Source organism: Xanthomonas sp. NCPPB 2933, assembly GCF_056725225.1.
The window spans coordinates 3,697,661-3,723,248 of sequence record NZ_CM161518.1 but is presented as its reverse complement, the minus strand read 5'-3'; the positions used below and the strand labels follow the sequence as shown (position 1 = coordinate 3,723,248).

The 25,588-nt window shown below is 64.2% G+C and carries 21 protein-coding genes and 1 pseudogene; 7 read left to right on the top strand and 15 right to left on the bottom strand.

Annotated features, from left to right (window positions below):
• Window positions 1–45: 45 nt before the first annotated feature.
• Complete coding sequence (locus AC1PLU_RS15365; RefSeq protein WP_481106663.1) at window positions 46–909, top strand: AraC family transcriptional regulator; 864 nt, start codon at window positions 46–48, stop codon at window positions 907–909.
• Here the strand turns inward: AC1PLU_RS15365 and AC1PLU_RS15360 are convergent.
• From AC1PLU_RS15360 to AC1PLU_RS15350, 3 genes are all read right to left on the bottom strand, one after another.
• Window positions 875–1,465 carry a LysE family translocator gene (locus tag AC1PLU_RS15360; RefSeq protein WP_481106662.1) on the bottom strand — a complete coding sequence of 197 codons (591 nt, stop codon included), beginning with the start codon at window positions 1,463–1,465 and terminating at the stop codon, window positions 875–877. The genes AC1PLU_RS15365 and AC1PLU_RS15360 overlap by 35 nt on opposite strands.
• A gap of 226 nt (window positions 1,466–1,691) precedes the next feature.
• A complete protein-coding gene (locus AC1PLU_RS15355; RefSeq protein ID WP_115038507.1) occupies window positions 1,692–2,468 on the bottom strand; it encodes a queuosine precursor transporter in 777 nt (258 codons plus the stop codon).
• Window positions 2,469–2,472: 4 nt separating this feature from the next.
• A complete protein-coding gene (locus AC1PLU_RS15350; RefSeq protein ID WP_023903330.1) occupies window positions 2,473–3,147 on the bottom strand; it encodes a DUF502 domain-containing protein in 675 nt (224 codons plus the stop codon).
• 155 nt (window positions 3,148–3,302) lie between these two features.
• Here AC1PLU_RS15350 and AC1PLU_RS15345 point away from each other — a divergent pair, with 155 nt between their 5' ends.
• On the top strand, window positions 3,303–4,670 hold the full coding sequence (locus AC1PLU_RS15345) for a hypothetical protein (RefSeq protein WP_481106661.1): 1,368 nt from the start codon (window positions 3,303–3,305) through the stop codon (window positions 4,668–4,670).
• A gap of 902 nt (window positions 4,671–5,572) precedes the next feature.
• Here AC1PLU_RS15345 and AC1PLU_RS15340 read toward each other — a convergent pair.
• Complete coding sequence (locus tag AC1PLU_RS15340) at window positions 5,573–7,147, bottom strand: alginate export family protein (protein ID WP_481106660.1); 1,575 nt, start codon at window positions 7,145–7,147, stop codon at window positions 5,573–5,575.
• Between the two features lie 342 nt (window positions 7,148–7,489).
• Between AC1PLU_RS15340 and AC1PLU_RS15335 the strand changes: the two genes are divergently transcribed.
• The 3 genes and pseudogenes from AC1PLU_RS15335 to AC1PLU_RS15325 form a co-directional block, all read left to right on the top strand.
• A complete protein-coding gene (locus AC1PLU_RS15335) occupies window positions 7,490–7,852 on the top strand; it encodes a PadR family transcriptional regulator (protein WP_162498259.1) in 363 nt (120 codons plus the stop codon).
• Complete coding sequence (locus tag AC1PLU_RS15330; RefSeq protein WP_176340578.1) at window positions 7,849–8,760, top strand: sensor domain-containing protein; 912 nt, start codon at window positions 7,849–7,851, stop codon at window positions 8,758–8,760. Before AC1PLU_RS15335 ends, AC1PLU_RS15330 begins: the two co-directional genes overlap by 4 nt.
• A 794-nt stretch (window positions 8,761–9,554) precedes the next feature.
• A pseudogene (locus AC1PLU_RS15325) lies at window positions 9,555–9,782 on the top strand (hypothetical protein); the annotation flags it as partial.
• 66 nt (window positions 9,783–9,848) lie between these two features.
• On the opposite strand, the gene AC1PLU_RS15320 reads toward AC1PLU_RS15325, so the two are convergent.
• On the bottom strand, window positions 9,849–11,192 hold the full coding sequence (locus AC1PLU_RS15320) for a polyhydroxyalkanoate depolymerase (protein WP_162498260.1): 1,344 nt from the start codon (window positions 11,190–11,192) through the stop codon (window positions 9,849–9,851).
• A 242-nt stretch (window positions 11,193–11,434) separates the two neighbouring features.
• Complete coding sequence (locus AC1PLU_RS15315) at window positions 11,435–12,037, bottom strand: class I SAM-dependent methyltransferase (protein ID WP_317061872.1); 603 nt, start codon at window positions 12,035–12,037, stop codon at window positions 11,435–11,437.
• A 73-nt stretch (window positions 12,038–12,110) separates the two neighbouring features.
• On the opposite strand from AC1PLU_RS15315, the gene AC1PLU_RS15310 reads away from it, so the two are divergent.
• Window positions 12,111–12,557, top strand: coding sequence for a CopD family protein (locus AC1PLU_RS15310; protein ID WP_023903422.1), 447 nt, complete (start codon window positions 12,111–12,113; stop codon window positions 12,555–12,557).
• 74 nt (window positions 12,558–12,631) lie between these two features.
• Here the strand turns inward: AC1PLU_RS15310 and AC1PLU_RS15305 are convergent, their stop codons facing one another.
• From AC1PLU_RS15305 to lpxD, 8 genes are all read right to left on the bottom strand, one after another.
• Window positions 12,632–13,387, bottom strand: a complete 756-nt coding sequence (locus AC1PLU_RS15305) for a tetratricopeptide repeat protein (RefSeq protein WP_481106659.1) — start codon at window positions 13,385–13,387, stop codon at window positions 12,632–12,634.
• A 73-nt stretch (window positions 13,388–13,460) separates the two neighbouring features.
• Window positions 13,461–14,420 carry an acetyl-CoA carboxylase carboxyltransferase subunit alpha gene (locus AC1PLU_RS15300; protein ID WP_023903424.1) on the bottom strand — a complete coding sequence of 320 codons (960 nt, stop codon included), beginning with the start codon at window positions 14,418–14,420 and terminating at the stop codon, window positions 13,461–13,463.
• A 182-nt stretch (window positions 14,421–14,602) separates the two neighbouring features.
• The gene (gene dnaE, locus AC1PLU_RS15295; RefSeq protein WP_481106658.1) at window positions 14,603–18,193 is read right to left on the bottom strand and encodes a DNA polymerase III subunit alpha; all 3,591 of its coding nucleotides are present in this window, start codon (window positions 18,191–18,193) and stop codon (window positions 14,603–14,605) included.
• A gap of 286 nt (window positions 18,194–18,479) precedes the next feature.
• On the bottom strand, window positions 18,480–19,220 hold the full coding sequence (locus AC1PLU_RS15290) for a ribonuclease HII (RefSeq protein ID WP_481106657.1): 741 nt from the start codon (window positions 19,218–19,220) through the stop codon (window positions 18,480–18,482).
• On the bottom strand, window positions 19,217–20,536 hold the full coding sequence (gene lpxB / locus AC1PLU_RS15285) for a lipid-A-disaccharide synthase (protein WP_430544159.1): 1,320 nt from the start codon (window positions 20,534–20,536) through the stop codon (window positions 19,217–19,219). Before lpxB ends, AC1PLU_RS15290 begins: the two co-directional genes overlap by 4 nt.
• Window positions 20,533–21,324: an acyl-ACP--UDP-N-acetylglucosamine O-acyltransferase gene (gene lpxA / locus AC1PLU_RS15280; protein WP_317061877.1), complete on the bottom strand. Its 792-nt coding sequence runs from the start codon at window positions 21,322–21,324 to the stop codon at window positions 20,533–20,535. The genes lpxB and lpxA overlap by 4 nt, the downstream gene beginning before the upstream one ends.
• Before the next feature lie 25 nt (window positions 21,325–21,349).
• Window positions 21,350–21,808 carry a 3-hydroxyacyl-ACP dehydratase FabZ gene (gene fabZ / locus AC1PLU_RS15275; protein WP_006452824.1) on the bottom strand — a complete coding sequence of 153 codons (459 nt, stop codon included), beginning with the start codon at window positions 21,806–21,808 and terminating at the stop codon, window positions 21,350–21,352.
• Window positions 21,805–22,818, bottom strand: a complete 1,014-nt coding sequence (lpxD, locus tag AC1PLU_RS15270) for a UDP-3-O-(3-hydroxymyristoyl)glucosamine N-acyltransferase (RefSeq protein ID WP_481106656.1) — start codon at window positions 22,816–22,818, stop codon at window positions 21,805–21,807. The genes fabZ and lpxD overlap by 4 nt, the downstream gene beginning before the upstream one ends.
• 127 nt (window positions 22,819–22,945) lie before the next feature.
• Here lpxD and AC1PLU_RS15265 point away from each other — a divergent pair, with 127 nt between their 5' ends.
• Window positions 22,946–23,137 (top strand): hypothetical protein, encoded by a 192-nt coding sequence (locus AC1PLU_RS15265; protein ID WP_205391954.1) that lies wholly within the window; start codon window positions 22,946–22,948, stop codon window positions 23,135–23,137.
• 79 nt (window positions 23,138–23,216) lie between these two features.
• Here the strand turns inward: AC1PLU_RS15265 and bamA are convergent, their stop codons facing one another.
• Window positions 23,217–25,583, bottom strand: coding sequence for an outer membrane protein assembly factor BamA (gene bamA / locus AC1PLU_RS15260; protein WP_006452827.1), 2,367 nt, complete (start codon window positions 25,581–25,583; stop codon window positions 23,217–23,219).
• Window positions 25,584–25,588: the final 5 nt, after the last annotated feature.

The window sequence follows — 25,588 nt, the reverse complement described above, 5'->3', positions numbered from 1 at the left end:
AGTCTTGCGCGTATGCAACAGGATGAATCGACACGCGGGACGCAGTTGCCCCTGCAAGGCGGGCAGGGGTTCTGGCGCGATGCGGCATTGCCCTTCGTCGAACTCCGCCAGGTGATCAACAGCCGCACGCTCTGTTATGCGGCGCATACGCACGAACAATGGTCGGTGGGTGCGGTGGATCGCGGGCTTGCGCGTTACCGCAATGGACGCGTGCGGGCGCAGGTGGGCGCGCAGTCGCTGACCTTGATCAACCCCGGCGATGTACATGCCTGCAATCCGGATCCGCAGCAGGACTGGTCGTTCCGCATGCTGTATCTGGACGTGGCGTGGCTGCGCGAACAACAACGCGCACTCGGTTTGGCTGCCAATACGGATGTGCACATGCTGGCAGCGCCGTTGTGCCAGACGCCGGCTGCCTACGCCGCTTTCGACCGCATGCATGCGCTGCTGATCGACGACAACGCCGATGCGCTTGCACGCGAGAGCGCGTTGATCGCGTTCGTGGCGCGCCTGCATCTGCATGTGGAGCCGATGAGCCGTGCGGTTGCGGTCGATACCGGGCCGATGCGGCAGGTGGCCGAGTATCTGCAGGCCCATCACGCGCGTGCGGTGTCGCTGCGCGAACTGTGCACGCTGGCCGGGATGCCCGCGCCGCGCTTGATTCGGGGTTTTCGTCAGGCCCATGGTCTGACCCCGCACGCGTATCTGCTGGACTGCCGGTTTCAGCGTGCGCGTGAGGCCTTGCGTCGCGGTGGCGGCATTGCCGAGGTCGCCTATGCGCACGGGTACGCCGACCAGGCGCATCTGCAGCGCAGCTTCAAACGCGCGTGGGCAGTGACACCCGGGCACTATCGCAGTGCCGGACCCCATGTCCTCAGCAGAAGTCCCTCAGCAGATAGACGGCGCTGAGCACCAGCAGCGCGGCCAATACCCGGTTCAACCGGCGTAGCTGTTTCGGTACCTGCACATGCCGCCGCAGCACTGCACCGGCCAGCAACCAGCACGCCAGCGAGGGATAGCAGATCAGCGCATACACCGCCGCAATGCCGGCCAGTTGCTTGGTGTCTGCCGTTGCATACAGCGCCACGCCGGAGGTCGCCGCCAGCCAGGCTTTGGGGTTGAGCCATTGCATTGCCGCGCCGTTCCAGAACGAGGCGGCCGGGCGCGGTCTGGCAGCATCGATGACGCCATCGTCGCGCAGCAGGCGCCACGCCATGTAGAGCAGAAACGCCACCCCGGCCAGATGCAATGCGCGTCCGAGCAGCGGCCAGCGCACCAATACCTGCTGCAGGCCCATGCCGACCAACAACAGCAGCGCCACGAAGCCCACGGTGGCCCCGATCACATGGGTATGCCCGGCACGCGCGCCGGCGCTGGCGCCGGTGCTCAGCGCGACCAGGTTGACCGGGCCGGGCGAAATCGAGCACACCAGCGCGAAGCTCGCCATTGCCACAAGATGATCCATTGCGCGACGTCCATAGCGGGGCGCAACAGCATGGCCAGCGAGGGCGCTGGCGGATTGAACAAAATTTCGACGGGCGACTTTGGTCCGCTCGGAGTGGCTGACAAAACGGAGCTGGCAGTCGTGATGTGCGCGGGAGCGTGTTCGGAAACACGGCGGTCGAGTGCGACACGCCGTTGCGGGCGCTGCGCGTACCTGGCGGTGAGCGCGTTCGTCTTGCCGGCCGCGTTCAGTCGGCAGCAGCTTCCTCACGCAACTGCTCGGCGCGTGCAGCGCCCAGATACGCGCCGATGGCGCGCCGGGCCAGATACAGCAGCGGGATCAGCGCGATCGCAAAGCCCATTTTGTAGACGTAGTTGAGCGTGCTCACCGCCAGAAACTGGTCGGTGGACCAATGCTGCGGGCCAAGCACGAAGGCGATGTAGATCACCACAAAGCTGTCCACCAACTGCGACACCGCCGTGGAGCCGGTGGCGCGCAGCCACACGTGCTTTTCGCCGGTGGCGCGGCGGATGCGGTGGAACACCGAGACATCGATCAATTGGCCGAACAGAAACGCCACCAGCGACCCACCGATCGTCCACAGCCCTTGCCCGAACACCGCCGCGAACGCCGCCTGATAATCGGGCACGCCCTGGCTCTGCGCCGCAGTGACCCACCAACCGGCCGGCGCCAGCGCGATCGCGGCGAACGCAAACACAAAGCCGTAGCCGATCAGCGCCACCGCCACCCACGAGATGAAACGCACCCCGCGGCTGCCGAAGAACTCGTTGATGGTGTCGGTCATGATGAACACTACCGGCCACAGCAAGGTGCCGGCGGTGAAGCTGAGCGAGCCGGTCTGGCCGAACAGATTCCAGTTCAGCGGCGCGATGCCGAGCGTATCTTCCAGCGCAAAGATCTTGACGCCGATGAACTCGGCCAGCGCCGCGTTGACGCAAAAGAACGCCGCCAGCGCAATGAACAGACGGACCGCACGATCGTCGAGGGTACGCACCTGTGTCATGGCGTTAGCGATCCGCGGTACGGGTGAAGGGCACCGACTCCGGCGCCACCGCGCCACCGGAGATGATGAAGCTCATTGCCTGATCCACGGTCCAGTCGGTCGGCGTGAGCAACTCCACCGGCACGATCTCCAGATAGCCGGAGGTCGGGTTGGGCGTGGTCGGCACATACACCGCCGCCAGCTCGCGGCCGGTGCCCTGTTCCTTGATCACACGCGTGACCAGGCCCACCGACTTCATGTCGCGATGCGGGAAGTCGATCAGCACCACGCGTTGGGTGCTGCCGGGCTGGGTCTGCAGGATGTCGAGCAGTTTGCGCGCGCTGTCGTAGACCACGCTGGCCAGCGGGATGCGCCGCATGATCGCTTCGAACCAGCGCAACAGGCGCTGGCCGATCACGCGCCGGCTCAGGATCCCGACGAACAGGATCACGCCCACGGTGGCGATCAGCGCGATGGTGTTCTGCACCCACAGCGCCTTGATCCAGCCCAGATAGTCGGGGAACGAGGCGGCGATGCGTTCGGACAACGGCACCACCCACGGGCTGCTGATGCCAGAGAGCAGCGAGAACACGAACTTCACCACCACCCAGGTCAACCAGACCGGCAGCAGGGTGAGCAAACCGGTCAGAAAGACCCGTTGCAGGGAAGGGCGGGGATGCGGAGTGGGGGATTCGGACATCCGCGCATTGTAGGCACTCGGCCGGGTCCGGTGCAGACCCGAGGCAGTGCTTGTTCGCCCGGGAGACGGCAAGTGCGCATACGCGTTATGGCACGCGTGAGCCGGTGCCTGCCGCTCTAAGATGGCGCAGTTCATCCACGGAAGGTTGCAAACGCATGCTCGCCAGATTCCTCAAGTCGGCCCTGCTGGGGCTCTGCATTCTGGTTGCCCTACTGGTTGCCCTGTACGCGATCTCCGCGCGCTGGCCGATTCCTGAGGCACAACGCCAGGCGTTGGCGCAACTGCGTCAACCGCCGCTGCCGCTGCGTGGGCCCAACATGTTTGTCGCGCTATGGTCGTTGCAGTACGCGGTGCCGGATGCACAGCGTGAAGCGCTGCTTGCGCAGGATGTGCAGCGGTTCGAACGCCTGCCCGCCGGCATGCTGTTGCAAAGCGCCGCCACACGCTATCCACGCCGGCCGGATTGGCCTGCGTCGGCCCCGGAACTGTGTACGCGCTATGACGGGTGCCTGGACCGCGTGCGTCAACGGCCGCAAGCCTATGCCGACGCGCTAGCCGCGCATAGGCCGCAGTTGATCAAGTCGCGCGATCTTGCGGGCTATGCGGATTACCGCAGCCCGTTCCCGCCCAGCGCCACCGCCCCGCTACCGACACTGCCGCAGTTCAAGCTGTCGATGACCAGCAACGCGTTGGACTTCGTACAAGGACGCACCGAGCAGGCGCTGTCGGGCGTCTGCGCCGATGCACGGATTGCGCGGGTACTGCTGCGCAGCGGCGACAACCTCATCATGCCGATGGTTGGCGCGGCGATGCTGCGTACCAACGCGCATCTGTTTGCTGAAATGCTGGCCGAGCTGCCTACGCAGCATCCATTGCCCGCGCAATGCCTCACTGCATTCGCGCCGCTTGCGGTCGATGAGGTCTCGCTGTGCAATGCCTTGCACGGCGAATCGCGAATGGTGCTGTCGATGCTCGAGACAGAGGTTCGCAAGGACCCGGCAACCGACCTGTCCTGGGACGATCTGTTGTCGCTGCGTCTGCTTGACCACGAGCGCACCCGTGCGCTGATGGCGCCGACCTATACCTGGGCGTGTAGCGCGCCGGTGCGGACCCTGCTGGCGCAGGATCAAGCGGTGCCGCAGGCAATGATTCCAGTGCCGGACACGGTATCGATGTGCTGTATTGCCAATGCGGTGGGGTGTCTGTTGGCGGGTATGGCACGCCCTGACTATGCGCATTATCAGCACAAGCTCCAGGACACCGCGGCCGCATTGCGCGCGCTGTCGGCAGTGCTGTGGTTACGCGATCATTCCAATGATGTGCAGGCACTGGAGCAGCGCCTTGCCGGCTTGCCGCCAGCGCTGCGCGGACAAGCGCGACCACTCCAGCCCGGTGCCGATGGCTTGAGCATGCAACTGCGTCAATACGCCAGGCGCGAGGAGAATGTGGTGGAAGATCAGTGGCCGCTGGCCGGCAGCAAGCGGCCGCCTGAGCCGGCGGCGATATCGATCAAACGGAGTTAGTGGCGTTTAGATGCAGTCAAAAACCGAGTCGGTCGAGTGCGCGGTGCCCTCACCGCTCGCGGGACACGCCGTGAATCCGTCCCTGGAGGCTCGGTGGCGGCATCCATGCCGCCACACGGTCCCGCAAGCGGTGAGGACACCGCACCAGAAAGTTTGTAGGTTGCTTTGTTGAAAGCCTGCCCATTGTTTTGACTGCATTGAGAAGATGATCGGACACGCCGTTATCTAGGCAACGCACGTCATGCATTGCTTGCACCATGCACACCGACACTCTCGACCGGTCCTTGCCCGCCTACCGCCGCGGGACCTTACGCGGCATGGATGCCGCGTAAGAGCCTACACGGACGTACTTGCGGCGTGTCCCGCGACGGTAGGCGGGCGAGGGCCCTGCCGCCAAGCCGGAGACCGTCGGCTCTACAAGCGATCTATCCGCACTGTCCAACTACTCAAAGCCAATCAATCTTTCGATTCGGTGCGTCGTCGTAGGTGCAGTCAAATGCTTAGGTCAAAAGCCTGGGTAGTCGAGCGCGCGGTGCCCTCACCGCTCGCGGGACACGCCGCAAGTACGTCCATGTAGGCTCGGTGGCGGCATCCATGCCGCCACACGGTCCCGCAAGCGGCGAGGACACCGCACCAGAAAGTTTGCTGGCTGTTTTATTTAAAGCTACGCACACCGACCATCTTGACTGGTCCTTGCCCGCCCACCGTCGCGGGACCTTACGCGGCATGGATGCCGCGTAAGAGCCTACAGGGACGTACTTGCGGCGTGTCCCGCGATGGTGGGCGGGCAAGGGCCCTGCAGCAAACCCGCAGATCAGCCGCTATAAAAACCGACACATTCATCGCGTCCGATTGCAGGGCGCAGATCAGTTCAGAACAACGATCGGGACCGTACCGCTTGCTCAGAACCGGAAGTTCAACCACCCCATCACGAAGGTCGAATCGCCGTAACCGGCCTTGGTCAGCGCGGGGCCGGCGATCAGGTGTTCGGCGCGGAAGGTCACCGACCAGTTCGGGTCGATGTTCCAGGTCGCGTTAATGCGCGGCATGGTGCCGATGCGGCGCTCGCCGGTGCTCTGCGTGCGTGCATAGGCGCGCGCCTGGTTGTTGTAGATCGCATCGCTGGTGGTCTGGCGCCACAAGGTTTCCCACTCCAGATTCACGGTGAGCTTGGGCGTGGGCGAGAAGATCAACGTCGGCGCGGCGGTGACCAAATTGACCGGGCCGAAGAACGTCGCCCAGCTGAAATAGATCGTGTTGCCGTAGAGAAAATTGTTGTTGCGCAAGGTGCCGGTGCCGGAGGTACCGCCGCCACCGGATGCGATTTCGCTATGAAACCCCACGCGTGGCTTCCAGCCGCTGTCGCTCAACGTCCAGGCGTTGGAGGTGCTGGCCATGTAGGCACGCAGATCGCGTCCGCCAAAACTGCCGCGCTGCACGGTCACGAACGAATCGGTGCGCAGCTTGCCCACATTGCCCCATAGGCGCAGGCCGTAGTAATTGCGGTTTTCTTCGGCGGTCTGCCGGCCCCACAACTGATTGTCGTTACGGAACTGATAGAAGAACGGCTCCAGATACATCGGCTTGGCGGTCGGCAGGCGATACCCGCCAACCACGCCGCGGAAATGCCGCGAGCGGTCGATGCGATCGTCGCCCAACCCTTCGGTGCCATCCAGATTGAAGTTGAAATCGAACACGTCCACACGGGTCTTTTCGCCGATCGCCCAGGCGCGCACACCGTTGAAGGTCACGAAGATATCGGTGTTGTCGCGCAGCGCCATCAATGTGGTCGGGCCGTCGACGAACACCTGACGGCCCACACGCAGACCGGTGTCGGCGCCGCCGATGTTGCCCTTCACGTCGAAGAACACCTGCTGCAGGATCGCGTTGTTTTCCTGGGTGCCGGTCTTGGCGCCTTCGTTGCGCCCATCCAGACTGCCGTGCGCCAGTTCCGTATACAGACGGAAGTGCTCGCCGACATGGAAGTCGGCGCCGAAGAATGCACGGAACAGATACTGCTGCTGCGAATGGCTGCCCGGAATCAGGCCGGGATTGGTGATGGTGTTGCTGCGTACGCGCAGCTCGTTGCTGAGCGACACATACACATCGCCGGATTCGCTGAGCGGGATGTACTTGAGCGGATCGAACGGGCTCTTGCGCTTGGACGGATCCTTCAGATACGACCAGTCTTCGACCCAGCGCACCTGCCACATATTGCCGCCCTGTTTGGCACCCCAGCCCTGCGCTTCGAGCGGGTAACCCTTGGATGCAGCGGGCGCAGCAGGGACAGCTGCTGCAGCAGCAGGCGCTTGCGATTTGCTGGTGTCCGGCTGAGTCTGCTCGGCATTGACCGGCGCTGTCTGCGCCTGTGCAACGCTCACGCCAGGCAGCGACAACCCGATCGCGAGGCAGAGGCGCCGGGTGGTACCAAAGGAAGTGTCAGCCATGGCCGGTCGTGCCAAACGCGCAAGTCGCATCGTGTCGCCCTATCTAAAAGTGAGTCGCCTGAGCACGGTGTATCGGCTCAGTGACCAAGGACTGTAGTGGAGCCATGCCGTAAAGGCAGTAACCCAATGGTTCTAAGTACATGAGCCGGAATTTGTCATTGGGGATTGGGGATTCGCAACAGCGGGCATGTCGATTGCTGTGCCAATTCTTCTCCAGTTCGCTTGAGTCGATACACGGAAATTCTCGGCCGGCATGCCTTCGCGAATCCGGAATCTCGAATCCCGAATGACATAACCCGGCTCCATGACTAACAGCACATCCGCTATACCTAACTTCTCACTAGTATCGTCTTCGACCTAGCGGAGATGGTGATGAGCGAGCCGGATGCCTACCTACGAAAATTTCAGAAAGAACTGAGCGCCGGCACCGTGTCGCTGGCGTTGCTGGCAGTGCTGGCGCAGGCCGACGAGCCGCTGTATGGCTACCTGATCGCCAAGCGCCTGGAGCGATTGGATGGCGTGCTGAGCGGCAAGCAGAGTGCGCTGTATCCGGTGCTGCGCAATCTGGAAGCGGCAGGGCTGCTGCAGAGCCATGTCGAGCCCTCTGCGTCCGGTCCGCCGCGGCGCTACTACCGCATCACCCAAACCGGGCGTGATTGCCTGCGCGACTGGACCGCCGCCTGGCGCGCCACCCGCGATTCCGTTGATTCAGTGCTGGAGGGGACTCACCCATGACGACCATTGCGCAGACACGTCCGTTGCCGACCACCATTCCCGATTACCTGACCCAGTTGCGCCAGGCCCTGGCCGGCGCGGACCCGGCGATGATCCAGGACGCACTCTACGACGCCGAGGAATACCTGCGCGCCGAACTTGCCGAGCAGGCTGGCAAGAGCGAGGCCGAGGTGATCGCCGGCGTGGCCAGCAGCTACGGCGCGCCGGATGAAGTGGCCGAGATCTATCGCGAGACCGAAGTGACGGTGACGCGCGCACTGCGTCCGCCGCTACCGCCCAAACGCAGTTCCTGGGTGGGCAAGTTCTTCGGCGTCGCGGCCGACCCGCGCACGTACGGCGCATTGTTCTACATGCTGCTGTCGCTGGTCACCGGGGTGTTCTATTTCACCTGGGTGGTGACCGGCGCGAGTCTGTCGGCGGGCCTGTTGATCCTGATCATCGGTGTGCCGCTGCTGGTACTGTTTTTCGGGTCGGTGCGTGTGCTGTCGCTGGTGGAAGGCCGCGTGGTGGAGACGCTGCTCGGTGTGCGCATGCCGCGTCGTCCCGCCCATCCCGGGCCGCAAGGTGGCTGGCTGCAACGCATCGGTGCGATGTTCACTGATGCGCGCACCTGGAGCACGATGCTGTACTTCCTGCTGATGCTGCCGCTGGGCGTGATCTACTTCAGCGTGTTCACCACGTTGTTGTCGCTGTCGCTGGGCTTGGCCGCTTCACCGTTGGCACTGTTGTTCGATAACACGGCGGTGCTGACCTGGGATGGCGTGGATGTCACCAGCCCCTGGCTGACGCTGCCGTTGTTTGTCGTGGGCGTGCTGCTGCTGTTCGTCACGCTGCATCTGGCGCGCGCCTTCGGCAAGCTGCATGGCATGTTCGCCAAGCATCTGCTGGTCAAAAGTGGCGAAAGTTGAGTGCACTGCGTGATTGCGTGTTGTGCGACACGCGGCTGCGATCGCTGCAGTACCAAGTCGGCGGCGCTCGCAGTTTCAACGAAACAACCAGCAATCTTCCAGGTGCGATGAGGGCTCCGCGCGCTCGATTGACTGGCTTTTGACCTGATGACACTACGACTTGAAATTCAGGTTGTCGTGGAAGTGACTGGACAGTGCGGATAGATCAGTTGCAGAGCGGTTGATCTTCCGCCTGGCTGCAGGGCCCTTGCCCGCCCACCGTCGCGGGACACGCCGCAAGTACGTCCATGTAGGCTCTTACGCGGCATCCATGCCGCGTAAGGTCCCGCGACGGTGGGTGGGCAAGGACCAGTCGAGATGGTCGGTATGCATGGTTGCAAGCAAGGCATGACATGCGCTGTCTGGATAACTGCGCGTCCGATCAGCTTCGCAACGCAACGAGATCAAGAGGCAGGCTTTCAACAAAGCAGCCGACTAACTTTCTGGTGCGGTGTCCTCGCCGATTGCGGGACCGTGTGGCGGCATGGATGCCGCCACCGAGCCTACATGGACGTACTTGCGGCGTGTCCCGCGAGCGGCGAGGGCACCGCGCGCTCGACTAACTAGCTTGTGACTGTATCTAATGACGCTACGACTCGAAATCTCGGTTGTCTTGAACGCATGGAGAGTGCGGATAGATCAGTTGCAGAGCGGTTGATCTTCCACTTGGCTGCAGGGCCCTTGCCCGCCCACCATCGCGGGACACGCCGCAAGTACGTCCATGTAGGCTCTTACGCGGCATCCATGCCGCGTAAGGTCCCGCGACGGTGGGCGGGCAAGGACCAGTGGAGATGGTCGGTGTGCATGTTTTCAACAAAGCAGCCGACTAACTTTCTGGTGCGGTGTCCTCGCCGATTGCGGACCGTGTGGCGGCATGGATGCCGCCACCGAGCCTACATGGACGTACTTGCGGCGTGTCCCGCGAGCGGCGAGGGCACCGCGCGCTCGACCAATCGACCACGCACTACTCTGTCTTCGCATGAACCAAGAATCTGTCCATAAAAAAAGCGCCTTGATCGAGATCGATCAAGGCGCTTTTTTTCACCTGATCAAGCGCGTTTGCCGCGCTTGCGGATCGGGGTGACTGTGGCCGGGTCGCGGCTGCCGACCGGGTCTGCGTCGTAGCGGCCGATGAATTCGCGCACCTGCGGATACACCACTTCGCGCCAGCGACGGCCGCTGAAGATGCCGTAATGGCCGGCGCCTTCCACCACCAGATGACGGCGATGCGCAGCATCGATGCCGGTGCACAGATCGTGCACCGCTTCGGTCTGACCGAGGCCGGCGATATCGTCCAGTTCGCCCTCGATGCTGAGCAGCGCGGTGTTGCGGATCGCCGACGGCTTCACCAACTGACCATCCACTTTCCACTTGCCCTGCGGCAGCAAAAAGTCCTGAAACACTACGCGAATCGTGTCCAGGTAATACTCGGCCGGCATGTCGAGCACGGCGTTGTATTCGTCGTAGAACTGCCGGTGCGCCTGCGCATCCTGCAGGTCGCCCTTGACCAGATCGGTGTAGAAATCCCAGTGCGACATCACGTGCCGGTTGGGATTCATCGACAGGAAGCCGGCATGCTGCAGGAAGCCCGGATATACCTGCCGGCCATGCCCCGGATAGGGGAACGGCACGGTGTGGATCAGGTTGTTCTGGAACCACTCGATGCCGTTCTCGGTGGCCAGGTTGTTGACCTGGGTCGGGCTGCGGCGTGCATCGATCGGCCCACCCATCATCACCAGCGAGCGCGGCGTGGGCTCGTCGTTGGTGGCCATCAGCGATACCGCCGCGAGCACCGGCACGGTGGGCTGGCACACGCTCACCACATGCAGGCGGTCGGCGCCGATGTGACGGATGAATTCCTGGATGTAGCTGATGTAGTCCTCGAGCCGGAACGCGCCGGCTTCCAGCGGCACCATGCGCGCGTCGACCCAGTCGGTCACGTAGACCTTGTGGTTGCGCAGCAGGGTACGCACGGTGTCGCGCAGCAGGGTGGCGTGGTGGCCGGACAACGGTGCCACCACCAGCACGGCAGGCTGTTGCTTCATCGTGCCGATCAGCTCGACATGGTCGCTGAAACGCTTGAAGCGCAGCAGGCGGCAGAACGGCTTGCTCAGGACTTCGCGTTCGATGATCGGCAGCGAGTGGCCGTCGACCTCGACATCGTCGAGCGCCCAGGCGGGTTTTTCGTATTCCTTGCCGAGGCGGTGGAACAGCTCATTGCTGGCTGCCATGCGTTCGGCGCCCGGGAGCGAGGCCCACAGACTGTCGGGGTCGGAGAACATCTTGGCGTTCGCCTGGGCCTGATGCACCCAGGGGGCGAGCAGATTACGGGTTAGCTCGTGCAGTTGATAAAGCATTCCACCCATCCGTGCGGCTTTGCTGCCACGCAGCATACCCGCTTTGGCGCATTTGCACCTTAATGGGGCTGCGGACGGTAGAGGTTGTCATAGGAGATATGGCAAGCGTAAGCAGCTTCATCTGCCGCCATTTGTGATCTTCCGAACGGCTTAGCGCTACGGAAGATCGCGTTAATAGTAGAACCATCGAAGCCCCTCTCCTGCGGGAGAGGGGTTGGGGTGAGGGTACGGGGCAAAGTCACACGCGGTAAGTCATTCAAGCAACCAACGGACTACTCTCAACCGCGCTCGAGTGCCGATGCCTCCCCACCCAACTGCGGCGACAACCAGCAATGCGACCCCAGCGCCGCAAAGCCCACGCTGGCGAAGCGGCGCCGATACCAGCGCGCCGGACGCGGCTGAAAACCATCGTGATCGCCCTCGAAGGCATCCTCCTGTGCAAACGTCTCCAGAAACGCCACGCCTGCGCACATCTCGGCCAATCCGGGCAGGCCCTGGTTGAACTCACGCGTGGGTACGTAATGCAGCACGTCCGAGCAGATCAGCAGATCCACCGGTGCGCACGGGCGCAGCCAGGCGAAGTCGCCGAAGCGGGCAGGGTGGATCTGCCGGCTGCGCCCGTAGCGCTGCACCGCATAGGCGCTGCTGTCGAAACCCAGATAACTGAGCTTTGGCCGCAACGCCAGCAACGGTGCGCGCCACGCGGCCTCGCCACAGCCGATGTCCAGCACGCTGCGGATCGGGCGCTCCAGGTAGTACTCGGCCTGGCTCACCGCGAGTGCGACCTTGCGTCGCAGACGCGCCGGGTCGGCTAGCCCTGCATCGCGATACCAGCGGCTGAAATAGTGGGCGTCGTACTGTTTGTCGTCGGGCTGATGCATGGACGGATGTGCTTTCGCGCAAGCGGATAGGTGAAAATGCGGGCCATCCTACGCCAGCCAGCGAAGCCAGCCCATGACCCTGTATCTGTGGATCAAGACCTTCCACCTGTTGTTCGTCATCGCCTGGATGGCAGCGGTGTTCTACCTGCCGCGCATCCTGGTCAATATCGCCGAAGCCGGCGCCGAACCCGCAGTGCGCACGCGACTGGTGCTGATGGGGCGGCGCCTCTACAAGTTCGGCCACAGCATGCTGGGTCTGGCGCTGGTGCTGGGTGCGGTGTTGTGGCAAGGCTATCGGGTGATTCCTGACTTCCCGACGATGGTGGCTGGCGGCTGGATGCACGCGAAACTCTTTGCAGTGGCGCTGATTCTGGCGCACTACATCGTGTCCGGGCGCTGGTTGAAGGGCGTGGACCAGGGGCGCGCCGTGCCCAGCGGCCGTGCACTGCGGTTGTTCAACGAAGTGCCGGTGTTCTTGTTGGTCGGCGTGATCTGGCTGGTGCTCGCCAAGCCGTTTTGAGCGCTGTTGACGAACGGACGGCGTATGCCGAGCCGAGGCGCTGGCCGACGCAGGGTGATTGGGTCAGGTAGCAATTACGCGTCGACGCCCAGCTCGCTCAGACCTTTGCGTGCGATGTCGATCCAGGCGCGTTGTTCGCGCTGGTAATGCTTGGGCGAGGCGGCCGCATGGCGTAGCACCTGCTCGAAGATGACCTTGGCCTCCCGCTGGCGCGCAGCGCGCAGCAGCAATTGCGCATAGCGCACGCGTGCTTCTTCGCCCGGATAGCCTTGCGCAAGCGTCTCGTATTCGTGCAGCGCCTCGTCGATGCTGCCGCTGTCTTCGACCGCGCGTGCATACAGCAGATGCCCGTCGTGCGAACGGTAGTTGGGATTGGCGGTGATCAATGCGTCCAGGGTCTTGCGTGTTTCCGCCGCCTGGCCCAGCCCGTACTGCGCCTTGGCCAGGCCCAGCATCAAGTCTGGATCGTCGCGGTAGATGCCACGCAGCGCGCCCTGGTAGAGCTCTGCCGCACGCGTGTAATCGCCTTGTTCCAGCAGCGTCTGCGCGAGCCGACGGCGGTTTTCCGGAGTGTCGGCCACATCCAGTTGCCGCGAGGCGTCGCGTTGTTCGCGTTGCGGATCGATGCGCTGACGCACCTTGCGCAAACCGCGGCGGGCGGTCGGGTCGTTGCGCAGATCCGGAATCACCGCCACCACGATGTAGACCAGCGTCGCCAGAAAAGGCAGCACCAGCAGGATGAAGATCCAGTACAGCGGGCGGCCGCTGCGGACCACGTGCACGCAGCAGGCGGCCTGTAACACCAGCGATAAAAGCAGCAGCGGGCTCATTGTGCGGACATCCTTTCCATGCGTGCCTGGCGATGCGATGGCGCGCTCTGCGCCATCGTGAGTCAACCGCCGATCAATTGCCTTCGTAAGCGCCGTAGCTGCGCAGGCGCTCGTAACGCTGCTGCAGCAGGGCGTCGACCGGGATCTTTTCCAGCGCGTCCAGCTCGTTGAGCAGCACCGCTTTCAGGCGCTTGCCCATCTGCTCGGGATTGCGGTGCGCGCCACCGGTGGGTTCGCGGATCACCTTGTCGACCAGGCCCAGGCCCTTCAGGCGCTTGGCGGTGAGGCCGAGCTGTTCGGCAGCGTCCTTGGCCTTGGCGGCGTCCTTCCACAGGATCGAGGCGCAGCCTTCGGGCGAAATCACCGAGTAGGTGCCGTATTCCAGCATCAAGGTGCGGTCGCCCACGCCGATCGCCAGCGCGCCTCCGGAGCCGCCTTCGCCGATCACGGTGCAGATCACCGGCACTTTCAGTTCGGCCATTTCCAGCAGGTTGCGTGCGATCGCTTCGGACTGCCCGCGTTCTTCGGCGCCGATGCCGGGATAGGCACCCGGGGTGTCGATGAAGGTCAGCAGCGGCAGGCGGAAGCGGTCGGCCAGCTTCATCAGGCGCAGCGCCTTGCGGTAGCCCTCGGGGCGCGGCATGCCGAAGTTGCGCGCAACCTTGGTCTTGGTGTCGCGGCCTTTCTGGTGACCGATGATCACCACCGGGCGGCCATTGATGCGGCCCAGGCCACCGACGATCGCCTTGTCATCGGAATAGGCGCGGTCGCCGGCCAGTTCCTGGAATTCGTCGCAGATGGTGTTGATGTAGTCCAGCGTGTACGGGCGCTGCGGGTGGCGCGCCAGCTGCGAGACCTGCCAGGCGGAGAGGTCGCGGAAGATCTGCGCGGTGCGTATGCGCAGCTTGTCGCGCAGCGCACGCACTTCGGTGTCCACGTTGACTGCAGGGCCGGTGCTGGCCTTGCGCAGTTCCTGGATCTTGGCTTCCAGATCGGCGATGGGTTGCTCGAAGTCGAGGTAGTTAGGATTCATGCAGTGGTGTCGTCAACGTAAGGCGGGAAGTGTAGCTGAAGCGGTGCGCCCGACCCGTACGCCGCCGTGCGGTTTTGTGGCGGGGATTGGAGATTCGGGATTCGTAGCAGCGGTCCACGCGATGCCGGAGTCGCCGCGCGGCTCTTACGAATCCCCAATCCCGACTGCCCAATCCCGGCCCCTCACGCCCACGGTGGGCTGTACTTGATCTTCAAGGTGCGCACTGCCGGGTCGGCGCGCAGGCTGTCCATCAGGTGCTGGTCGATGCGGACCGAGTGGCTGCCGTTGAGGTCGAGCATGCCGGCGACGCCGCCGCTTTGGGCGCGTAGCAGCAGGTCCAGGCGCAGCGGCGTCTTGCCGGGGCGGTGCTTGGCCAGCAAGGCGTCGATGCGCTTCCAGGCCTGTTTTTCGCGCAGGTCCAGGCGCAGCGACAGCCGTTGCGCGTGGTCGGCGCAGATCTGCTCGTAATCCCAACACTGGCGGATGCGCAGGCTGTAGCCGCCGTTGAATTCGTCCTCGCGCAGGCCGCCCTTGACGATCAGGATGCGGTCGCGGGTGAGCAGATGCCCGAACTCGGCCATCGCATCGGAGAACGCGCTGCACTCGACTCGGCCACGGCCGTCTTCCAGTTGCACGAACACCTGGCTGTCGCCCTTGCGGCGCACGCCGACCACCAGGCCGGCGAGAATGGCACTGACTTCCGGGCGCCAGGCACGTTTTTCGCCATCGCCGCCGCCCCCACCGCCGCCACGTTGTTGCGAAGCGAGGATCTTTTCCAGCGCCCCCAGATCGCAGCCGACCAGTTCGCGGACTTCGTCGCGGTGCGGGTCGAACGGGTGGCCGCTGAGATAAAAGCCCAGCGTTTCGCGCTCGCCGGTGAGCAACTGGCCCAGCGGCCATTCCTTGCTTTCCGGTAGGTCCAAACGCAGCGCAGGCGCACTCGCATCTGCGCCCCCGAACAGCGAGTTCTGCCCCGAGGCGCGCTCGCGCGCCATCTGCTCGGTGGCTTTCATCACCTCCGGCAGCTGCAGCATCAGCGAGGCGCGGTTCTTGCCCAGGCCGTCCATCGCGCCGGCATTGACCATCGCTTCCAGCGTGCGCCGGTTGAGCTTTGCAGTGCCCACACGCGTGCAGAAATCCAGCAGCGTGGTGTAAGGACCGCCGCGCTGGCGTTCTTCGATGATCGCCTCGCACGCGCCCTGGCCGACGCCCTTGATCGCGCCCAGGCCGTATTGAATCGTGTCCGGGGTGGCGGCTTCGAACATGTAAGCCGACTCGTTGACGCGCGGCGGCTTGACGGTCAGGCCGAGGTTGCGCACTTCATCGAGAAAGCCGACCACCTTGTCGGTGTTGTCCATGTCCGAGGACAGCGTGGCGGCCATGAACTCGGCCGGGTAATGCCGTTTCAGCCAGGCGGTCTGGTAACTGACCAGCGCGTACGCGGCGGCGTGCGACTTGTTGAAGCCGTAGCCGGCGAACTTCTCCATCAGGTCGAAGATTTCGTCGGCCTTATGCGCGCTCACGCCGCCCTTGGCGGCGCCCTCGCGGAAGATCTCGCGGTGCTTGGCCATTTCGGCCGGCACTTTCTTGCCCATCGCGCGGCGCAGCAGGTCGGCGCCGCCCAGCGAATAATCGCCGACGATCTGCGCCATCTGCATCACCTGCTCCTGGTACACCATGATCCCGTAGGTGTCCTTGAGGATGGCCTCGGTGCGCGGATCCGGGTAGATGATCTCCTGCTGGCCGTGCTTGCGAGCGTTGAAGTCCGGGATCAGGTCCATCGGGCCGGGGCGGTACAGCGACACCAGCGCGATCAGGTCTTCGAAACGGTCCGGGCGCGCGTCCTTGAGCAGGCGGCGCATGCCCGAGGATTCGAACTGGAACACCGCACCGGTATTGCCCGAGGCGAACACGCCCTTGTAGGTGGGCACGTCGTCGAGCGGAAGCGTGGTGATGTCGACCGGGTCGATGCCGGCGCGCGCGTGGCGCACGTTGATCGCCTTGACCGCCCAATCGATGATGGTCAGCGTGCGCAGGCCGAGGAAGTCGAACTTGACCAGGCCGACCGCTTCGACGTCGTCCTTGTCGAACTGGGTGACCTGATTCTTGCCGCGCCCGCCCTCGTCGTGTTCGGCGAACAGCGGGCAGAATTCGGAGAGCGGCTCGGGCGCGATCACCACGCCGCCGGCGTGCTTGCCGGCGTTGCGGGTGAGGTCCTCGAGCTGGCGCGCCAGGTCCATCAGGTCGCGCACGTCGTCTTCGACCTGATAGCGCTGGATCAGGTCCGGCGAGGCCATCTCCGAATCCTTGCCTTCGCCCATCGCATCCTTGAGCGTGATGCCCAGGATGTTGGGGATCAGCTTGGCAACGCTGTCGACCAGACCATAGGTGAAGCCGAGCACGCGCCCGGCGTCGCGCACCACTGCCTTGGCCGCCATGGTGCCGTAGGTGATGATCTGGCTGACCCGCTCGCGCCCGTACTTGCGCGCCACGTAGTCGATCACCTCGTCGCGGCGATCCATGCAGAAGTCGATGTCGAAGTCGGGCATCGACACGCGCTCTGGATTCAAGAAGCGCTCGAACAGCAGGTTGTACGGTAGCGGATCCAGATCGGTGATCTGCAGCGCCCAGGCCACCAGCGAGCCGGCGCCGGAACCGCGGCCCGGGCCGATCGGAATGCCCTGGTTCTTGCCCCACTGGATGAAGTCGGCCACGATCAGGAAGTAGCCGGGGAAGCCCATCTTGATGATGGTGTCCAGCTCGAATTCGAGCCGGTCCACGTAATCCTGGCGGGTCTTGCCGGGTGCGATCGGGCTTTTTTCCAGGCGTGCGGCCAGACCGTCGCGCGCCTGGCTGCGGATCCAGCTGTCCAGCGTCTCGTCTTCCGGCACCGGATAGGCGGGCAGGAAGTAGGTCCCCAGGCGCATCTCGATATTGCAGCGTTGCGCCAGCGCATGGGTGTTGTCGATCGCGTCGGGCACGTCGGCAAACAGCGCGGCCATCTCGTCGGCAGACTTCAGGTACTGCTGGTCGCTGTATTCGCGCGGGCGCTTGGGGTCGTCCAGCACGCGGCCGGACGAAATGCACACGCGCGCTTCGTGCGCATTGAAGTCGCTGGCATACAGAAAGCGCACATCGTTGCTGGCCACCACCGGCAGGCCACGCACGCCGGCTGCATGCAGGGCGAACTGGTTGAAGCGTTCTTCGCCCTCGCGCCCGGTGCGGGTGAGCTCCAGATGCAAGCCATCGCCGAACACGCGTTGCCAGTCGGCCAGTTGCTGCTCGGCCAGATCGGCGCGGCCTTCGCCAAACAGGCGCCCGGCCAGGCTGTCGCGGCCGGCCAGGGCGAACAGGTTGGCGTGGCCGCTCTGCAGCCATTCGGGATGGATGGCCACGCCGCCTTCAGGGCGGTGGCCTTCCATCCAGGCGCGGGTGAGCAGGCGCGACAGGCTCAAGTACCCTTCGCGGTCGCGGCACAGCAGGGTCATGCGCCAGGGCGTCATGTCCGGCGTGGCGATCATCACGTCGGCGCCGGCAATCGGCTTGATGCCCACGCCTTCGGCCGCCTTGTAGAACTTGACCAGCGCGAACAGGTTGTTGAGGTCGGTGACCGCCAGCGCGGGCATGTCGAGCTCGACCGCGCGGCTCAGCAGGTTGGCCTGCTTGGCTTTTTTCGGGTCAGCCTGATCCGGTTTCTCGGGCACACGGATGGTGGAATCCGCCAGCGAGAACTCGGTGTGGACGTGCAGATGGACGAAGCGGGAAGTGGACATGCGAGACCGGAATAATGCGCGGTCAGGGTAGCGACCGTGGCCGGGCCGAACAAGGCTTGACAGCGCAGGCAGGGTGCCGCGGCCAGACGCCACGGGGGCTGGCCGGTGCAGCCGATTCAGGGTTTGGCTAGCTGCGTGGAGGGCAGCGATGGCGATTGCGCGGATCGGGGTGCGTGCGGGGCTGCGCGAGCGCAACGCTCGCTGCGCGAAGCCACGGCCGAAGCGGGCCGCATGTGCGCGGATGGATGGCACCGATATCGGGCCAGGTCCCCTGGACTGCGATCAGTCAGTCGGCCAGCAGCAGGCCATCGGCCGGGGCCACGCAGGGCACGTCCCAGTTCGACGGGGCGGTGGTCTCGATCCCCAGCGCACGCCGCACCGGCGCGAAGCTGCGGCGATGCTGCGGGCAGGGCCCGTGGGTCTGCAATGCGGCCAGATGCACCGGGGTGGCGTAGCCCTTGTGCTGGTCGAAGCGGTATTCGGGATGCTGCGCGTGCAACTCATGCATCAAACGGTCGCGGGTGACCTTGGCCACGATCGAGGCCGCCATGATGGCGCGATCGAGCGCATCGCCACCGATCAAGGCCTCGGCCGGGCAGGGCAGCCCTTTGGGCACGCGGTTGCCGTCGATACGTGCGAACCCGGCCACATGCGCCACCCCTTCCACCGCGCGGCGCATGCCCAGCATGGTCGCCTGATAGATGTTGATGCGGTCGATCTCCTCGCTGTCGATCAGCACCACCGACCAGGCCAGCGCCCGCTCGACGATGCGCGCGTACAACTGCTCGCGCCGCTGCGCACTCAGTTGCTTGGAATCATCCAGCCCGTTGATGCGCGGCTTGCTCGGGTCGAACACCACCGCAGCCACCGCCACCGGCCCGGCGAGCGGGCCGCGACCGGCTTCGTCCACGCCGGCGACCCAGCGCCGGGATTCGGCATTCGGGATTGGGGATTGGCCGAACAAGGGCGGCTGGCGCGCCTCGGTGCTGGCGCTATCGGCTTGTGCACGCGGAGCCAGGATTTTCATGCCTTTGCTCCTGACGAATCCCGAATGCCCACTCCCGAATCCCTTCCTTCCAGCAGCCCGGCCACCGCATCGGCCGCGCGCGCCGATGCATCGCGGCGTAGTTCTGCGTGCAGGGCCAGATACCGCGGCTGCAGCGCGGCGACTTTCTCCGGGTGCTTGAACCAGTCCAGCAGGGCCACGCACAGGCGCTCCGGGGTGCAGTCGTCCTGCATCAGCTCGGGCGCCAGATCGTCGTTGGCCAGGATGTTGGGCAGCGCATAGCGGTTGACCTTGAGCAGCCCCAGCGTCTTGACGATGCGGTAGGTGAGCGGGGCGACCTTGTAGCCGACCACCATCGGGCGCTTGACCAGCATCGCCTCCAGGGTGGCGGTGCCGGAGGCCAGCAACACCACGTCGGCAGCCAGCATCGCGGTGCGTGCCTGGCCGTCGAGCAGGTGCGAGCGCAGCACCGGCAGCGACGAGTGGGACAGCTGTTCGGCCAGCAATTGCTTGCAGCCAGGGTTGGCCGCCGGTACCAGCACATGCAGGTTGGGCAGATGTTCGGACACCAGCCAGGCGGCCTGGAAAAACGTATCGCCGAGCTTGCTGATTTCGCCATGCCGGCTACCTGGCAACACCGCCAGCACGGTGCTGGAGGCAGACAGGCCCAGCTTGGCGCGCGCGGCCGCGCGATCGGCCTGGTAGGCGATATCGTCGGCCATCGGGTGGCCGACAAACCGCGCATCGATGCCGTGCCGGGCGTAGATCGGCGGCTCCATCGGAAACAGGCACAGCACCAGGTCGGCGCTGGCACCGATCTTTTCCGCACGCTTCTCGCGCCATGCCCACACCGAGGGACTGACGTAATGCACGGTACGCACGCCACGCTGCTTGAGCCAGCGCTCGACCGAAAGATTGAAGTCGGGCGCGTCGATACCGATGAACACATCCGGCTTCCAGGCCAGCACACGCTCGCGGAAGGCGCGGCGCAGCTTCAACAGCCGCGGCAGATGCTGCAGCACTTCGGTCAGGCCCATCACCGCCAGCTCGCTGGCATCGAACCAGGTCTGGCAGCCAGCGCCACGCATCGCATCGCCACCGATGCCGACGAACTCGGCAGTCGGATAGCGGCGGCGCAATTCATCGATCAACCCGGCACCCAGGATGTCGCCGGAGGCTTCGCCGGCGATCAGCGCGATGCGTGGAGCGCGCTCGCGCGCGCTGGGAATCGGGAGTGGGGAATGGGGAATCGGCAGTGCCGTCGGGTGGCCGACGACAGACGCGTCGTCGTGCGCGCCTGCATCGATTCCCGACTCCCGATTCCCGATTCCCGTCATCGCAATAACGGCCTTTCCGCCGCTTCGATGAACTCCAGCAACCCGCGCACGTCCTCGCTGCTCTTGGCCTGTTCGGCCAGCTGCAGTTTGGCCTCGCTCAGCGGCAGGCCGGCGACGTACAACGTGCGGTAGGCGCGCTTGATCGCGGTGATGCGCTCGGCATCGAAGCCGCGGCGCTTGAGCCCTTCGCTGTTGATGCCGCGTGGGCGGCCTAGCGATTCGCTGCCGACCATGGTGAACGGCGGCACGTCGCCGTTGGTCAGCGCGCCCATGCCCAGGAAGGCGTGCGCGCCGATCCGGCAGAACTGATGCGCGCCGGCAAAGCCGCTGATGATCACGTAGTCGCCGACGGTGACGTGGCCGGCCAGCGTGGTGTTGTTGGAAAACACGCAGTGATTGCCCACATGGCAGTCGTGCGCCACGTGCGTGTAGGCCAGCATCCAGTTGTCGTCGCCGACCACGGTGATGCCGCCACCGCCGCCGGTGCCGCGATTGATGGTGACGAATTCGCGGATCACATTGCCGTCGCCGATCACCAGTTCGGTGCGCTCGCCGGCGTATTTCTTGTCCTGCGGCTCACCGCCGATCGCCGCGTGGCCGATGAAGCGGTTATTGCGGCCGATCCGGGTCGGGCCATGGATCGAGCAATGCGGCCCGACCTCGGTGCCCGCGCCGATCTCCACATCGGCGCCGATCAGCGAAAACGCGCCGACGCGGACGTCGTCGGCCAGCGTTGCCGAGGGATCGATGACCGCCGTGGGATGAATCAAAGGTGTCGAATCACGCATCGTGTCTTACTCCGAAAGCGGGTTATTACCTGGCGCCGGCGCACATCACCTCGGCACTGGCCACCACTTCGCCATCGACCTTGGCCTCGCCGTAGAAGCATCCCACGTTACGGATCAGGCGCTTCATCTTCACCTCCATGATCAACACATCGCCCGGGATCACCTGCTTGTTGAAGCGGGCGTTGTCGACCTTGACCATGTAGAACAACTGCGACAACGCATCGCGGCCCAAACCGAGTTGGGTCATCACGCCACCGACCTGCGCCAGCGCCTCGATGATCAGCACGCCAGGCATCACCGGTCGGTTCGGGAAGTGGCCCTGAAAGAACGGCTCGTTGATGGTGACGTTCTTCTGCGCAACGATCCACTTGGTTTCCAGATCGAGTTCGAGGACCCGGTCGACCAGCAGAAACGGGTAACGGTGCGGGAGCAGCGTCTGGATCTGACTGACGTCGATCGGCAGCTCATACGTGGGGTAACTCATTCTTTCTCCTTGCCCACAGCCAGAATGCGCCTTGCCAGCACATCGAGTTGTTTGAAGCGCGCGGCATTCTTGCGCCACGTGCGATTGTCGGTGAGAGGGGTGCCGGACGAATACTCGCCCGGCTCATGGATGGAATTGCGCACCACCGATTTGCCGGTGATCACGACCTTGTCGCAGATCTCCAGGTGGCCGACCACGCCGACATGCCCGCCAAGCAGGCAATAACGGCCGATCTTGGCGCTGCCGGCAATGCCGGTGCAGCCGGCGATCGCGCTATGCGCACCGATATGGCAGTTGTGCGCAATCTGCACCAGGTTATCCACGCGCACGTCTTCTTCCAGCACGGTGTCTTCCAGCGCGCCGCGGTCGATGCAGGTGTTGGCGCCAATCTCGCAATCGTCGCCGATCACCACACCGCCCAGTTGCGGCACCTTGATCCAGTGGCCGGCATCCATCGCCAGGCCGAAACCGTCGGCGCCGATCACTGCGCCAGGGTGAATGCGCACCCGCTTGCCCAGGCGCACCCGGGTCACCAGGGTGACGCGGGCGATCAGTTCGCTGCCGACATCCACCACGCAGTCTTCGCCGATGATGCTGCCGGTGCCGATCACGCAGCCATCGCCCACGCGGCTGCGCGCGCCGATGCTGACGAACGGGCCGACATGCGCGCTTGGGGAGACCTGAGCGGTGGGGTCGATCACCGCCAACGGATGAATGCCTGGTTCGCGCACCGGCGCCACATCGAACAAGGCGGCGATCTTGGCGAACGCGGTATAGGGATCCTTGGCGACCAACGCGGTGCCGCGTGCGGCTTGCGCATCCTCGGCACGCAGGACAACGATGGCTGCCTGAGTGTCAGCCAGCTGCGGCCGATAGCGTGGGTTGGACAGGAAGCTCAGCTGCCCCGCGCCGGCATGCGCCAGGGTGGCGACACCGGTGACTTCGGTGGTGCCGTCGCCAACGACGGTCAACCCAAATTGTTCGGCAATCGCACTGGCGGTCAAGCGCATCAGGGTGAACCTCGCGTAAACAGTAAGTGGCTGGTTTTACGGAAAAAAAACGTTGCCAAATGTTTGCCAAACAGTCGGGCGTATCTCTGGCTGGGCCGCAACTGTGCGGCGAACCCAGGAAAAGCATATGAAAACTGTCCTCTCCATTTTCGGAAGCGTGATCCTGCTGGGCGCGGTTGCCAGTGCCTCGGCCGACGACTTCGCAGAACAGCGCGCCAACGCTCAGGGCTTCTGGGACCAGCAGGTCCAGTGCGTGGACTCGTCCGATTGGGGCGCCACTGCCACCTGCCTGGGCAACGTCTGGAACACCTACTTCTAAGTCCGGGTTTCAGACAGGAAGCAGTCAAACAAACAATGGCGGCCCGAAGTTCGGGCCGCCATTGTTTTGCCTGCAGCTCTTAGAACTGGCCGCCGAAGGTGAACTGCAGACGTTCGATCTCGTCGTTGTCTTCCTTCTTCAGCGGGAACGCGTAGCTGATCGAGATGGGGCCGACCGGTGCGCGCCACAGCAACGCCACGCCGGTGGACGCGCGCAGTTCATTGGCCTTGAAGTTGTCCACGCCGCTGTACACGTTACCGAAGTCGAAGAATGCCGACACGCGCGCCGACGGGCTGTCGAACAGCTTGGGGAAATACATTTCCACCGAGCCCACGGTCTTGAACGAGCCACCGAGCGGCTGGCCGCGATTGAATCCGTTGATGGTTTCCGAACGCGGGCCCAGGGTGTTGTCTTCGAAGCCGCGCACCGAGTTGGTGCCGCCGGCGTAGAAGTTCTCGTAGAACGGCAGGCCGGTGGCGGTGATGGTGCGTGACACGCCATTGCCATCGGTCACCACACGCGTGCTGTCGTTGCCGTAGCTGTCGCCATAGCCCAGTTCGAAGCGCGTGTTCAACACGATCGCCGGAATGATCGGCCAGTAGTTGGAGATCTGATAATTGAGCTTGTAGTACTCGACCGTGGAGCCGGGCAGGGTGGTTTCCAGACCCACGCGCTGGTACATGCCGCGGGTTGGCATGAAGAAGTCGTTGCGGGTATCGCGCGCCCAGCCCAGCTCGGTACGCCAGGCGTGGAAGGTACGGGTGCCGATCGCATCGATGTAATCGATGATTGCCCGCGGCGTCGTGCCCGGGAAGGTGGTGATCTGATTGCTGTCGATGCCGACCATTGCCGAGACGGTATCGTTCTCGGTGATCGGCACGCCGAACACCACCTGCGCCGAGCCATTCTTGCTGTTGAACTGCGCGGTGTTGAAGTCCGAGTAGTCGAGTGCGCGCCAGGACAGGTTGTAGCCCAGCGACACGCCGTCGTCGGTAAAGAACGGGTTGGTGTAGGAGAACGCGTAACGCTGCTGGAAGGTGCTGCGCGAGGCTTCTACCGCCACGCGGTTACCGCCGCCCAGGAAGTTGTTCTGCGACAACTGCACCGAGGTGGTCACACCGAAGCTCTGCGAGTAGCCCAGGCCGAACACGAAGCTGCCGGAGGTGGTTTCCTTGACGTTGTAGACCACGTCGACCTGGTCGTTGCTACCCGGCACGGCCGGCGTTTCCACGTCCACGCTCTCGAAGTAGCCCAGGCGCTGCAGACGGATCTTGGAACGGTCGATCGCCGCCTGCGAGTACCAGGTGTTTTCGAACTGGCGCATTTCGCGGCGCAACACTTCGTCGGAGGTACGGCTGTTGCCCTTGTACAGGATGCGGCGCACGGTCACGCGCGGACCCGGCACCACCTGCAGGTTCACCGCAACGGTGCGGTCCTCGCGGTTCGGCGTCGGGATCGGGTTGACCTTGGCGAACGCGTAACCGACGTTGCTCAGCGTGTTGGTGATCGCATCGGAGGTGTATTCCAGCAACGCGCGCGAGAAGATGTCGCCGGCCTTGGGAATGACCAGCCGCTCGATGTCGGCCTGCGGCAACACGGTGTCGCCGGTGACCTTGATCTCGGAAATCTTGTACTGCTCTCCCTCGGTGACGCCGGCGCTGACGAACATGTCGCGCTTGTCGGGGCTGATCGCCACCTGGGTGGAGTCGATGCTGAAATCCACATAGCCGCGGTCCAGGTACCAGGAGTTGAGCTTCTCCAGGTCGCCGGACATCTTTTCCTTGGAGTACTGGTCGTCGCGGCGATACCACGAGGCCCAGTTGTGCTCCTTGGATTCCCAGTTTTCCAGGATGTCCTCGTTGGCGAACTTCTCGGTGCCGATCAGGTTGACGTGGCGGATCTTGGCCGCCTTGCCTTCCTTGATCGCGATGGCCACGTCCACGCGGTTGCGATCCAGCGGGCTCACCGTCGGGGTGATCTCGACGTTGTACTTGCCGCGGTTGTTGTACTGGCGGGTCAGTTCCTGGGTCACGCGGTCCAGGCTCAGCCGGTCGAAGGTGCCGCCTTCGGTCAGGCCGATATCGCCCAGGCCCTTGAGCAGCTCTTCGGACTTGATGTCCTTGTTGCCGGTCACGGTGAGCTTGTTGATCGCCGGGCGCTCCTTGACCGTGATCACCAGGATGTTGCCCTGGCGATCCAGCTGCACGTCTTCGAAGAAGCCGGTGCGGTACAGCGCGCGGATCGAGTCGGCAACCTTGCCATCGTCCACGGTGTCGCCGCGATTCACCGGCAGATAGGTGAACACGGTGCCGGAGGCAATGCGCTGCAGGCCGTCGACGCGGATGTCGCTGGCAACGAACGGCTCGGCCGCCAGGGCGAGGGCTGGCAGGCTGAGGCCGGCGGCAAGAGCGAGGGCAAGCAGGCGGCGAGTGGGAAGACGCGTCATGTCAC